The 12915-nt window shown below is 48.1% G+C and carries 10 protein-coding genes; 6 read left to right on the top strand and 4 right to left on the bottom strand.

Annotated elements, in window-relative coordinates; all coding sequences use genetic code 11:
• Window position 1 precedes the first annotated feature (1 nt).
• A complete protein-coding gene (locus KUA46_RS08275) occupies window positions 2-850 on the bottom strand; it encodes a hypothetical protein (RefSeq protein WP_256625010.1) in 849 nt (282 codons plus the stop codon).
• Between the two features lie 224 nt (window positions 851-1074).
• Here KUA46_RS08275 and KUA46_RS08280 point away from each other — a divergent pair, with 224 nt between their 5' ends.
• Entirely contained in the window at window positions 1075-2349 is a 1275-nt protein-coding gene (locus KUA46_RS08280) for a hypothetical protein (protein WP_218486835.1), read from the top strand.
• Window positions 2350-3048: 699 nt separating this feature from the next.
• Here KUA46_RS08280 and udk read toward each other — a convergent pair.
• From udk to KUA46_RS08295, 3 genes are read right to left on the bottom strand one after another with little or no spacing between them, the layout of a single operon-like run.
• Complete coding sequence (udk, locus tag KUA46_RS08285) at window positions 3049-3672, bottom strand: uridine kinase (RefSeq protein WP_117691549.1); 624 nt, start codon at window positions 3670-3672, stop codon at window positions 3049-3051.
• A 14-nt stretch (window positions 3673-3686) separates the two neighbouring features.
• Entirely contained in the window at window positions 3687-4256 is a 570-nt protein-coding gene (locus KUA46_RS08290) for a uracil-DNA glycosylase family protein (protein ID WP_218486836.1), read from the bottom strand.
• A gap of 3 nt (window positions 4257-4259) precedes the next feature.
• Complete coding sequence (locus KUA46_RS08295; RefSeq protein WP_218486873.1) at window positions 4260-5330, bottom strand: endonuclease/exonuclease/phosphatase family protein; 1071 nt, start codon at window positions 5328-5330, stop codon at window positions 4260-4262.
• 335 nt (window positions 5331-5665) lie between these two features.
• Here KUA46_RS08295 and KUA46_RS08300 point away from each other — a divergent pair, with 335 nt between their 5' ends.
• The 5 genes from KUA46_RS08300 (at window position 5666) to KUA46_RS08320 (ending at window position 12854) form a co-directional block, all read left to right on the top strand.
• Window positions 5666-8266, top strand: a complete 2601-nt coding sequence (locus KUA46_RS08300; protein WP_218486837.1) for a TonB-dependent receptor — start codon at window positions 5666-5668, stop codon at window positions 8264-8266.
• A gap of 36 nt (window positions 8267-8302) precedes the next feature.
• A complete protein-coding gene (locus tag KUA46_RS08305) occupies window positions 8303-9523 on the top strand; it encodes a DUF5689 domain-containing protein (protein WP_218486838.1) in 1221 nt (406 codons plus the stop codon).
• A 44-nt stretch (window positions 9524-9567) separates the two neighbouring features.
• Window positions 9568-10995 carry a hypothetical protein gene (locus KUA46_RS08310; RefSeq protein ID WP_218486839.1) on the top strand — a complete coding sequence of 476 codons (1428 nt, stop codon included), beginning with the start codon at window positions 9568-9570 and terminating at the stop codon, window positions 10993-10995.
• A 353-nt stretch (window positions 10996-11348) separates the two neighbouring features.
• Window positions 11349-11600, top strand: a complete 252-nt coding sequence (locus KUA46_RS08315) for a type B 50S ribosomal protein L31 (RefSeq protein ID WP_006847266.1) — start codon at window positions 11349-11351, stop codon at window positions 11598-11600.
• Between the two features lie 186 nt (window positions 11601-11786).
• Window positions 11787-12854, top strand: a complete 1068-nt coding sequence (locus KUA46_RS08320) for a DNA/RNA non-specific endonuclease (RefSeq protein WP_218486840.1) — start codon at window positions 11787-11789, stop codon at window positions 12852-12854.
• Window positions 12855-12915 lie beyond the last annotated feature (61 nt).

The following is a 12915-nucleotide window of genomic DNA, read 5'->3' on the forward strand; positions in this document are numbered from 1 at the left end:
TTTACTTCAATATTTCCTTCTTCATCTTGCTGTTCAGCTTCTCGGCTGCAGCATGGGCCTTGGCGTTGGCCTTCATCGCATTGAGCGAGCGGTGGAAACCCTGGATGCGGCCCTCACGATCAGAGAGAGCCAGACTGTCGCCCTTCATATATACAAAGGTGAAGGTATCGCGCTTCGTCTTCTCATTCATCACCACGCCATCCAGCTCGCGCTGGCCCTGCACCAGAATCAGTTTGCCGTTGTAGGCATGCCATTCCGTATACTGAGGTACGGCAGGATATTCTACCGGACTGTCGTCATCCACATCCTTGTTTACCATCACCCTGCCCACGGCCATCGCCTCGCTCATGCGCTTCAGGGTGAATCCATACTGGCGCGGCACCATATAGGTTTCTACGATGCTGTCAGGCATATTGGCAAGGATTCTCGCCTGCTGGCGCTTACTCAGATGCGATACATCGCGCAGCTTCGGCATCACCGGATAGGTCCAGGTGGCCTTCAGCTGGTCCAGATCTATCACCATGTCGGCACGGTTCTTCTCATCCTTCTCCCCGCATGGCATCACGCAAACCCAGTCGCCCACCTCTATATCTCCAAACACCTGATGGTTGCGAGTGGCATCCAGAATGTTGTATCTTACGGGGTCGCCGCCTCCGTTGGGCAGCAGCACCAGCGCGGTATCCGAGCAGCCCAGGCAGGCAAGTCCGTAGATAGCCCTGTCGCCCTTAGCCGGTTTCGAGAGGCTGATGGCGAGTTTCGAATTGTCCATACGTGGTGGTTTCTTTCCCCTGTGACATGCTGCGAGGGTTGTGGCGGCTAGCGCCAGTGTGAGTATTGTCTTGACTTTCATCTTTCTATTCATTATTTCAGATGCAAAACTACAACTATTTTTTGGAAGCACCAAATATTGAATCGTAAAATAATTAAAAAAATAGGTGATATATTTTGTAGTGTCTCGATTTTGCATTACCTTTGCAACCGTTTTTTGGGATCAACATCCCCCTCGTCCTGCCACACACGCCGGATGATGAATAGGAATAGAACCAACTCAAGAATTATATGCAACAAGAAAATATGACAGACAAGACTAATACACACGCTCTCCCGGCATGGACCGAGGTAGAGTATACCGCATTATGCAAAAACCCGTACCTGTTAACCCCATTCTTCATCCCTAAGGAGGCAAAGTGCTTCACGTGCCGCGAAGATGGCACGAGGGAAGAAGAAAGAATGGTTTTCCTCGTTTTCAAATCTACTGCAGCCCCTGCTGATGCCGAATGGGAAGATGATCCTGTTCCGGGCGAGATGTGGGTGCGAGCGCTGGGCGATGACGATGAGGAGATTGAGCCTGCCAAGGTGATTTACCTGGGTCAGGACATCGAGGATTTCATCCGTGTAGCCGCTGAGGACGACCAGACCATCACCTTCGATTTCTGGTGGCGCCACGGCGAGGTGAAGGTGGAGAAGGCTGAGAAGACGGATGACGGATTCGTATGCCGCAAGGATGATTTCGGCGATGACGGACTGGCTGTTACCCTGATTCCTGAGGACGGCGGCAATCCGGTTGTCCTCCGCCTTCAGATTCCTTACATCGGTTTCTCGCTCTACGATGCCGAGGGCAACAAGGTGCATGGCGAGCTGAGCATTCCGCAGGATAAGGTGGATGACTACACCTACGAATTTGTGGGCGATGACAACAACGACCGTTTCACCCTTCAGCTCGACAGCAACAGGCTGGTTTACATGTGTGTATTGCGCCATGAGGACCATCAGCTGGTGGTTCGCAACCAGCGCGACCGTCTCTCGGTAGTAGATCAGATTCCTACCGAGGGCAAGCTTTCTGAGTTGCTGATGAACACGAATTCTGCGCTCATCAAGAATAGGAATTACCGTTGGCGCATTCAGATTGAGGGCACCACGCTGTCTCACGAGGTTGAGTTGAATGTAGATGCGGCATCTCTGGTAGCTTTTGCTGAGGAGCAGATGCAGAAGGGCATGGAGATTGACGAGCTGGGGCAGCATCTGATGGCACTGGAGCAGAAGTATCATTTCCAGTGGTTCTGGCTGAGTGAGGACGACTGGAGTCATGACAATCCGGTGTTCGACATGTTCATGAAGCAGCTTTGTGCCTTTTCGTATGTCAGTCAGAATCCTGTTCAGGCAGATGCATTGATGGCAAGGAACTACAAGCGTAAGATTCGCCGTTACAGCAGTATGCTGAAGGCTCACAAGCGTGGCGAGTTGAATCTTTTTGAGGAGAGTGATGAGGTGCGAGCCGAGTATCTCCGCATCTTCCAGGGTTTCCACCAGCCTTTCGTAGAGGCTTTTGAGAAGGAGGAAGAGGAATAATCTTTTAAGTTTTATCCCTCACATCCCTCACTTTTTCTCTTCTCAAAATATTAATTACCTGATAATAAGGGAATTATCTATTTAGGAAAGCGTGATGGATGGATAAAATATTTACAATATCCATCACGCTATCCATCACTAATAGCCTTCATCTATCACGTTTTTCAGCTTATCTTCTTGCAAAAAGCAAGAAGATCTTTGCAGAATATGGTTATGGGACCTGGCGAAAACGGACCACACGTTGTGCTGCGCTGACTCACGGATATTACTGCGTCGGGTTACAGATATTACTGCGTCGGGATACAGATATTACTGCGTCGGGATGCAGATATTACTGCGTCGGGATGCAGATATTACTGCATCGGGATGCAGATATTACTGCGTCGGGGTACGGATATTACTGCGTCGGGGTACGGATATTACTGCGTCGGGGTACGGATATTACTGCGTCGGGGTACGGATATTACTGCGTCGGCTAGCGCAGACGTATCCGTAGGCTTATTGAGACGGCTGAATCAGCTAACTGAGACGGCTGAATTCGCTGACAGAACTACTTGAGTTAGCAAACTGAACTACTTGAATAGCCCGACTGGGATAAAAACAAAGCGGGCGGACCTCTTTTCACGAAGAAGGCCGCCCTGTTTCCTAATTAAACTTTGTTTTGCATTAAAGAAATGCAATGCTTGAGCAAAAATATTTTTATTTCTCTATCAGTCCCTCTACATACTTGCAGAGGATACCGATGCCCTTGAGGTTTTCGCCACCCTGCGGAATGATGATGTCAGCATAGCGCTTGGTGGGTTCGATAAACTGCTCGTGCATCGGCTTCAGGACCTTGAGGTATCGGTCTACCACCATCGATACGGTGCGACCCCTGTCGATGGTATCACGCTGAATGTTGCGTATCAGGCGCTCATCAGCATCGGTATCCACGAACACCTTCAGGTCCATCAGGTCTCTCAACTTCTTGTCCACCAGCGTCATGATGCCTTCGATGATCACAACCGGTTTGGGGTCAACGTGAACCGTTTCCGGTTCACGGTTGCATTTGATATAACTATAGGTGGGTTGCTCTATCGCCTTGCCAGCACGCAGATCAGCGAGCTGCTGGTGCAAAAGCTTCCAATCGAATGCCGACGGGTGGTCGAAGTTGATCTGATGACGTTCTTCCTCGGTCATCTGCGAGGTATCGTTATAATATGAATCGAGGGGCACCACAGCCACATAATGAGGCGGCAGCACTTCTACGAGTTTCTTCACCACAGTGGTCTTGCCGGAGCCTGTGCCTCCCGCAATGCCAATAACGGTCACTTTATCTTTCATATTCTTTCTTCTTTCTATAAGATTTCATCAAACATCTTGCGGTAGAATTCAGCCTTCTTCTCCACCGCCATGGGATAGGCACGGGAACTGGAGGGCATGCGGTACAGACGGAGTCTGCGTCCCTTGAACTGGAATTCTGCATAGCCTCCCATCTCAGGCTTTTCCTTGATACCGAAGTGTTCTGAAAATACCTTCGTGGCAAGCTGACCGGCTGTGAGCACCGCCCTGCAATGGGGCAGCAGGCGGAGCATGCCGTCGAGATCGGCAGGTTGCACGATCTGCAGGTCCTTATCGGATGCCGTATTCTTGGTGCGTATCACCTGCTGTGCGGTATCATAGATGGCGACGCCCTTCTCACTGAGAAATTCCTTAATAGCATCGAGGCGGTAGGTCTTCTTCTCTACATCCACGAAATGGAGCTTATCCTGGAAGTAGATAATCCCGAATATCCTCCACATATCATTCTGGAAGTTGGGATAATACCAGGGCATGCACCACCGCTTTTCTGCAGGCGGAAACGTGCCGAGCATCAGCAGCCGCGCATTATCGGGCAGCCACGGCTCAAAAGGATGATTCTCAACCATTTTCTACTTTTTTTCCTTCACCAGATACATCACTACCGGCAGGTGATCGCTGTAGCCGTTAAGCCATCTGCCGCCTGCCTTGGTACGCAAAGGAGCACCCTTGTACTGGCCCTCCTGCTGGATGAGGTAATCGCGGCGGAAGATGTGGTTCTTCCAGAACTTCAGAGAACTGTAGTCCTTGTGCTTACTATCCTTGTTCAGGAGATTAGGCGTGATGACTATCTGGTCGAAGAGATTCCATGAACCGCTGTAGAACAGGGTTCCCTTGCCCTCCTTGGCCAGGATGTTATACCATGGGTTATACATATCATCGGCACCTACCTCGCTGATTTCAGCTTTCGCCTTCAGCACCTTGTGCATGCTGGCGTCGGTAGGATCATCGTTCATATCGCCCATCACAAACACCTTCATCTCAGGGTTCAGACGGAGCAGACTGTCTTTTACCACCTTAGTCTGGCGCGCTCCGCTCTCGCGATAGAACGGACCGGAGAAACGGCTTGGCCAGTGGCATACGATAACCGCCACATCCTCGCCCGCCAGCTCACCACGTACGGTGAGGAAACCACGGGTCTTGTAGGCAGAATCCTTGGCAAGTTCCTGTACGTAAGGCACCAATCGGGTGTTCTTCACCGTGAAGAGTGCCGGATTATAGAGCAGCGCACAGTCGATGCCTCGCTTATCGGGACCCTCGATATGGCAGAACTGCATGTTTCTTGCCTTGAGAGGCGGCTGTGCGGTGAGATCTTTCAGCACGTTGGCATTCTCAACCTCAGACAGACCGATGAAGGCACAGCCCACGTTAGGCAGCACATCGGTACCCATGTCGGCAAGTGCACGCGACATATTCTTGAGTTTATTGGTATATTTCATACCATTCCATCCCTTAGCAGGGAGATACTCGTAATCATTCTTACCGGCATCATGGCAGGTATCGAAGAGGTTCTCCTGATTGTAGAAACCTACAGCATACACTTGAAACTGCCTGTTGCCTGAAGTCTGCGACTTCTTTTTCTGTGCTGTAGCGCCCAGCCCAATCATGAGGAGGGCAGCCAGCAAGAGCAAATGTTTCCTCATACTAATAGTAATCATTAATGTTCACCTTATTATATATATGTTCACCTTAACGCGGTGAGGTAATAGGCAGCAAAGATACCTAAAAAAACCGGAAATATCTCCATAAAAACGAATATTTTTTCAGATTTCATGCATTTTTAACATAAATAAATTCATTTTTCAAAAAACTTTTTGTTACTTTGCAGCATTAAACACATTGAATCGGAACAGAAGACACAAGACCAGGGACCACGGTAAGTCCCCTTATCGCCTAAACAAGACCTAGCGGGACATATATCATCACTGCTCAAAGAGACTGCTGTTGCCGGTTTATTAATACTTAATACATATAAACTATGCAGAAGAAAGTAAACTTAGCAATGTTAGCGCTCTTCTCGTGTTCATTGGCTATGGCTCAGAACGAAAAGACTGACCAGAACGTAGCACAGGGACTTGACGAGAATGCTTTCACCTTCTCCGAGGCACAGTTGGGCGAGGACGATGACATGTCATCCAATGTCACCATCCTCAATTCTACCAGCAACGTATACGCGAGCCAGGCAGGTTACCTGTTCTCGCCAGCACGTTTCCGCTACCGTGCCTTCAACCAGAAGTACAACGATGTCTATATCAACGGTGCTTCCATGAACGATATGGAGACCGGACAGTTCCGTTTCTCCAACATCGGCGGTTTGAACCGATTCTCCAGAAACGTAGACTTCGCCCTGCCTTTCGAAGCCAACGGCTATTCGATGACGGGCATGGCAGGCTCCAACAACTATGATTTCCGTGCCGGAAGCATGCAGGAAGGACAGTATGCGAGCGTAGGTGTTGCCAACCGCAACTATACCCTGCGCGGACTCTACTCCTACTCCAGCGGATTCAACGAAAAGGGATGGGCCATCACAGCCGGTCTCACCTACCGCTGGGCTAACCGGGGATACGTAGAGGGAACCTTCTACAACGCCCTCTCCTATTTCTTCGGTGTACAGAAGAAGTGGATGAACGGTCACTCGCTGAGCTTCTCTACATGGGGTAACCCGACAGAAAGAAGCACCCAGGGAGCATCTACCGACGAGGCTTACTGGCTGGCAAACGACTACCAGTATAACCCATACTGGGGATACCAGAACGGACACAAGAGAAACTCACGCGTAGTGAACGACTTTGCTCCTTCGGCTATCGCTACATGGGACTGGGAAATCAACGACCAGATGAAGCTCACCACATCGGTGTTCGGAAAATACTCTATGTACAAGAGCACCAAGCTCAACTACAACAACGCAGAGAATCCACAGCCAGACTACTGGAAGAACATGCCATCTGCCAACTACTATGTATGGGGCGACTACAAGAACGGCAACAACATGTATACCTGGGAAAACTGGAACAATGCCGTAAACTACTGGCAGGCAAGCAAGCAGAACCGCCAGATTAACTGGGACCGTCTGTACTATGCCAACCAGCAGGCTGCCAAGAACGGACAGGATCTGCTCTACTATGTTCAGGCTAAGCACAACGACAACCTGACCCTGAGCCTGTCATCCGTTCTGAACACCAAGCTGACCAAGAAATCGAACCTGGCTACGGGTATCATGCTCGGAAAGAGTACCAACCAGCACTATCAGACACTGGAAGACATGCTGGGCGGTGCCATCTTCCACAACATCAACACCTATGCCCTGGGCGATTATCCTAAGACCGACCCACGTGTGCAGTACGACCTGAACACAGCCGGTCCTAACAACACAGGCAAGCTGGTTTACGAGGGTGACAAGTTCGGTTACGACTATCGCATCGACGTGAACAAGGCAAACGCATGGAGCACCTATACAGCCGAATTCTACAACATGAAGGCGATGCTGAGCGGACGTATCGGATATACCGGAATGAACCGCCGCGGCTACATGCGCAACGGTATGGCACCGAACAACAGCCAGGGCAAGAGCGGCACAGCCAACTTCCTGGACGGTGGCGTAAAGGGAAGCCTGAACGTGGATATGGGCAGAGGTCATGCCTTCAGCATCGGAGCCGGATACGAGCTGCGTGCGCCGATGGCAAGCACAGCCTTCATCTCGCCTGAAATCAGCAACGACTTCGTGACTAACCTCAAGAACGAGCGCATCTTCAGCTCTGAATTCAGCTACCTGTATCGCAACGCATGGCTGAGTGCCAACGTGAGCGGTTACTACAGCCGACTGGAGAACGTTACGGAATGGCAGAACTTCTACAACGATGATGAGAATTCATTCACCTACGTGAGCATGACCGGACTGAAGAAGGAATACTATGGTGTAGAGGTGGGCGCTAAGTTCAAGCTCACATCATGGCTCGACCTGAAGACCCTGGGCGCTATGAGCGAGGCGAAAAACATCAACAATGTAAACGCCGTATACATGCTCTCAAAGAGTGCTGAGGTTTACCAGGACAAGGCTTACGTGATGAATATGCGCGAGAGTGGCACACCGCTCACAGTGGGAAGCATCGGTCTCGATGCCCACGTAAACGGATGGTTCGTCAACCTCAATGCCAACTACTACGACCGCATCTACCTCTCTTATTCTCCAAGCTACAGATATGAGAAGGTGCTGACCAACCGCCAGGCTGCCTACAAGGCATACCCAGAAATCTTTGCTCCTACTACACTCGACGGTATGAGCTGGACTGAGGATGCTGTAGCCCAGGAGAAGGGTCACGGAGGATGGATGGTTGACCTGAGCATAGGCAAGAGCGTGAGACTGAAGAAGGGTTCTCTCAACTTCAACCTCATGATTACCAACCTGCTGAACAACCAGACCATCGTAACAGGCGGATATGAGCAGAACTCACGTTCAAGCTATACACTGGATGCTAACGGCAACGTGAAGAATCCACGCCTCTACCAGTTCTCTAAGAATCCTAAAAAGTATTACACCTGGGGTACCAACGGCATGTTCCAGGTATCTTACAGATTCTAAAGAGCAGTTTCTCGATAACAATAAAAAGAAAGAACAATGAAAAAGATAAAATTCATAGCATTGGCATTCCTGGCACTAACCCTGGGGTCGTGTATGGGCGACGGTTATGCTGACCCAGACCTGACCGAGAAGGTGCCTGCATCTCCATGGGGCAACAACAGCCTGAGGGAGAAGAATGTGATCAGCATAGCAGATTTGAAGACCCAGTTTGCTACGATTATCAACAGCGACAATGGCTACAAGCTGATTGAGAAGGACATGATGATCAAGGCGGTAGTGACGGGCAATGATGTCAGTGGCAATATCTACAACCAGGTGAGCGTACAGGATGCATCCGGCGCTATCATCATTGCCATCAACGGAAGTGGTCTGTCGGGTTATCTTCCTGTTGGTCAGGAGATTCTCGTAAATCTGAAGGGTCTCTATATCGGAAGTTACAAGAAGTTGCCTCAGATTGGCGGTGTGAATACCAAGCTCTCAGATGGAAGTCTGGGTATGGGAAAGATAGAGCGTGCCATCTGGAACGAGCACTTCAAGATTCTGAACCCTGGCGAGGCTGATGCAAGCACGGTAGTGCCAGAGGAGTTTGACCTGACAAAGCTTACTGATCCAGCCTATATGGATGCTAACGTGGGCAAGCTGATGACCCTGAAGAAGGTGAAGTTTGCTTCAGCTAACGGCAAAAACGTATGGGCGCCAGATGATACCAATACGAGTCTGGAACTGATCGATGCCGAAACGGGCAAGAGAATCAACAAAAACAACCTGGTAGTGCGCAACTCGGGTTATTCTAAGTTTGCCAACGAGGTGGTTCCACAGGGCGTATTCGATATCACCGGTATCTTCACCCGATTCGGCAACACCTGGCAGATTGTACTTCGCAGCACGGATGACCTGAAGGCATCAGAAACAGGCGGTACATTGGAGAAGCCTTACACTGTGGCTCAGGCACTGGAGAAGATCAATGCCGGTACAGCAGGCGATGCTAAGGTTTATGCTACCGGTATCATCGTAAAGGTGAAAGATGTAGATACAGGCCAGTATGGTAACGGTACATTCGTTATCTCTGACGACGGTAAGGATACAGAAGGCAAGACGCTCGAGGTATTCCGTTGCTTCAACATCGATGGTGCAAAGTGGACAGAGGAAACCAAGGGTATCCTTGTACCAGGCAAGAAGGTGGTTGTATCAGGCACCCTGCTTGATTATAACGGCACCAAAGAGATTAAGGGTGGCAATCTCATCTCTATCAAGTAATTACTGATTATCAAAATAGTAACAATATTTAAAAAGACAATAATATGAAAAAGTATATATTTTCAGTTTTGATGGCGGCAATGGCTGCCTTCACATTCAGCAGCTGCGAGGATGTTCCTGAGCCTTATACACAGCCTACTCAGCCTGCTGGTCCAGGAAACACAGATCCTAACCAAAAGGGTTCTGAAAGCAATCCATATACTGTAGCAGAAGCTATCGCCCTCATCAAGGCAGGTACAGCACCTTCTACAGCTGTATGCGTAAAGGGTAAGATTACAGCCGTAACTTTCTTCAACGAAACCTATAGCAGTTTGTCATATAACATCGCAGACGAGGGCTCTTCAGATGTTATCGAAGTATACTCTGGCAAAGGCAAGGATGGTGCAAACTTCTCTTCCAAGGATGACTTGAAAGTTGGTCAGACCGTAGTAGTAAAAGGAATCGTCAAGGCATTCACGAAGAATGATGGCACTATTGTCAATGAAATCGACAAGAACAGCACCATCATCTCTATCGAGAACACAGGAACTACAACTCCTGATACTCCAGCAACTGGTAAGGGTTCTCTCAGTGACCCATACAAAGTGGCAGAAGCTATCGCAGCCATCAAGGCTGGCACAGCGCCTACTACACAGGTTTACCTGACAGGTATCATCTCAGATGTTGCTTTCTATAATGACCAATACAAGAGCATCACCTATTACATCTCAGACGATGGCAAGAGCAAGGACATGCAGGTTTACTCTGGTAAGGGACTGAAAGGTGCAGACTTCGCTTCTAAGGAAGATTTGAAGGTGGGTCAGAAGGTTACTATCCTGGGTAAGATCATGAAGTTCACCGACAAGAACGGAAATGATATCATGGAGGTTGACAAGACCAGCTCTATCGTTAAGATTGAAGGTGAAGGTACAGGCGGCGGTGAGGTTAAGCCAGACCCAACACCTGATACACCAGCCAGCGGCAACATCGAAATGACAGACGCATCTATCTTGAGTGGCAAGAGCGGTGATGTAGAACTTGTAGATAAGTATTATAATAGTCAGAATGTTACAAACGAATCAACCTGGTACACTTGGAAGATTGGCGACACCACCTTTAAAGGTGCTAAAATTTGCATTTCTGACGGAACAAATGGTAAGGGTATCCAAATGCAAGGTAATGCATCTGATGCTAGCAAACAAGGCTTCCTGTTTAATTCTACAGCCTTTGCAAAGGACATCAAGACCGTAACAATCCTGTTCTCAACAAAAGCAACTTCTACCTATGCCCCAAGCTACACCCTCTATGCAGCAAAGGCTGCAAATGGTAAGGATACAGCTATCGAAGGTAAATCTACCAATGAGGTTTCAGGTGATTACAAGACTTATACAGAGACATTCGACTTGAGCGCACAGAACGTCAAGTATTTTACTCTCTTCAACAATAAGGCAGGTGCTCTCTACATCGAGAAGATCATCATCACACTGAAGTAATTCCCCTAGTAGATATTATGTATTAGAAAAAATACTGATCCCCATCGTCCTCTACACAAACAGAGGCGATGGGGATTTTTTTTCTTATCCATCGAAAACATAGTTGGCAGGAGAAACGCCTAACAGAACACATCGCCTGTCATAACTTGAGAACCTACGTATTATGCTCATTTCCAAAATATTTCTTAAAAAGAAGAGGAAATATTTGGTGGTTTCAGGAAAAAAGCGTAACTTTGCAGCCTGAAATTGATAACAGGCTATAATGGGCATGCCCCGATAAGGGACACGAAATGATGCAACAAGCATCCCCATGACGTCTAATTTTAATAACCCAATAAAAATAAAAAAGAAAAATGAAAAAAGGTATTCATCCAGAGAATTATCGTCCTGTAGTATTCAAGGATATGTCTAACGGCGATATGTTCCTCTCTCAGTCTACATGCAAGACTAACGACACTGTTGAGTTCGAAGGCGAGACTTATCCAGTTGTTAAGATTGAAATCTCTAGCACTTCTCACCCATTCTACACAGGTAAGAGCAAGCTCGTTGATACAGCGGGTCGCGTAGACCGCTTCATGAACCGTTACGGCAAATTGAAGAAGTAATAATATACCTTTTTTATAAGGATATATTTATTATCGCAAAGATACTGAGTGCATTCCAGCGTAGTTGCATATACGTAGGAATGCACTTTTTTTCTCTCACTACAATTCCTCATACAATCGATTTTCTACATATTTCTATATATAGAAAGCACAAAATCTTTAACTTAATAAACATTATCGAGAATTATGAAGCATACTAAGTTTTTTATCTTCGCACTCGTTGCTGCGATGACGTTCTCTGCCTGCGGCACTGACGATACCCTGCAGTTCTATTTTCCTGAAAACGGCGGTACAACCGGTGGCGGTAATACGGGTGGTGGAAGCACAGGCGGCAATACCGGTGGTGAATCAACCGATAAAAACAATACAAACAAGAATGTGGCTACTGCCAACATGCCACAAGTGGTAAGAAACGCTATCGGCGGTCTGGAGTTCCCAAAGCTCAAGAATAATGGTACCAGCTATGCCATCGTGCACATGGATAATACAACAGGTATGTTGAACTATTCTACAGAATGGGATGACAACATGAAGAGCCAGAGATGGAGCTGCTATACTTTCCATACAGGAAACACGGCTTCTAACGTTGACAGATGGAAACCTGGTCAAGGCGAGCGCAAGTATCCATGGGATACAGATCTGAAAGAACAATGGGGAATTACAGATTTTACAGAAGACCCTACTCCTACAGATCAAGGCTTTGACCATGGTCATATCTGCCCTTCTGCTGACCGCAAGCTGAACCTTACCCAGCAGAAGCAGACTTTCTTCATGACCAACATGCAGCCTCAATATGCCAATTTCAACGAGCGTGGAACATGGTATAAAATGGAGGAAGATCTTCGTACCAAGGCTCCAAAGATTGATTCTGATACCCTGTTTATCGTGAAGGGCGGTACTATCGACCCGGTAGGCAGCGAGAGTAATCTCCTGGGCTGGAAGAAGAAGGGTGCTTCTAGCGAAACCCAGAAGCCAGGCTATATCCCAATACCAAAGTATTTCTTTGTAGCTGTACTGAAAAAGGAGCTAAACAAGAGCACCAACCAGTATACATACAGCGCTTTCGGCTATTGGTTCCCTCACGAGAACAAGGCATTTGAAAAAGGCGACCAGCTCGGCAACTATGTCGTAAACATCAAGACGCTGGAAGATAAAACCGGCATCGACTTCTTCTGTAATCTCCCTGATAAAACCGAGAAGGAAGTGGAAAACGTAGATGCAGAAGCTCTCAAGAAACTTTGGGGCTTTAAATAAAAGGCTATATACAAACAAAGAATCCGCTCTCTCAAATCAATGAGAGAGCGGATTTCTTGGT

It is taken from the genome of Segatella copri, from assembly GCF_019249765.2.
GTDB classification, from domain to species: Bacteria; Bacteroidota; Bacteroidia; order Bacteroidales; family Bacteroidaceae; genus Prevotella; species Prevotella copri_K.

What these genes read in the sequence shown, in the direction of transcription:
- KUA46_RS08295 (WP_218486873.1), bottom strand. Translation starts at nt 5,330, where the DNA reads ATGAGGAAACATTTGCTCTTGCTGGCTGCCCTCCTCATGATTGGGCTG.
- KUA46_RS08300 (WP_218486837.1), top strand. Translation starts at nt 5,666, where the DNA reads ATGCAGAAGAAAGTAAACTTAGCAATGTTAGCGCTCTTCTCGTGTTCA.
- KUA46_RS08310 (WP_218486839.1), top strand. Translation starts at nt 9,568, where the DNA reads ATGAAAAAGTATATATTTTCAGTTTTGATGGCGGCAATGGCTGCCTTC.
- KUA46_RS08320 (WP_218486840.1), top strand. Translation starts at nt 11,787, where the DNA reads ATGAAGCATACTAAGTTTTTTATCTTCGCACTCGTTGCTGCGATGACG.
- udk (WP_117691549.1), bottom strand. Translation starts at nt 3,672, where the DNA reads ATGAAAGATAAAGTGACCGTTATTGGCATTGCGGGAGGCACAGGCTCC.
- KUA46_RS08275 (WP_256625010.1), bottom strand. Translation starts at nt 850, where the DNA reads ATGAAAGTCAAGACAATACTCACACTGGCGCTAGCCGCCACAACCCTC.
- KUA46_RS08315 (WP_006847266.1), top strand. Translation starts at nt 11,349, where the DNA reads ATGAAAAAAGGTATTCATCCAGAGAATTATCGTCCTGTAGTATTCAAG.
- KUA46_RS08280 (WP_218486835.1), top strand. Translation starts at nt 1,075, where the DNA reads ATGACAGACAAGACTAATACACACGCTCTCCCGGCATGGACCGAGGTA.
- KUA46_RS08305 (WP_218486838.1), top strand. Translation starts at nt 8,303, where the DNA reads ATGAAAAAGATAAAATTCATAGCATTGGCATTCCTGGCACTAACCCTG.
- KUA46_RS08290 (WP_218486836.1), bottom strand. Translation starts at nt 4,256, where the DNA reads ATGGTTGAGAATCATCCTTTTGAGCCGTGGCTGCCCGATAATGCGCGG.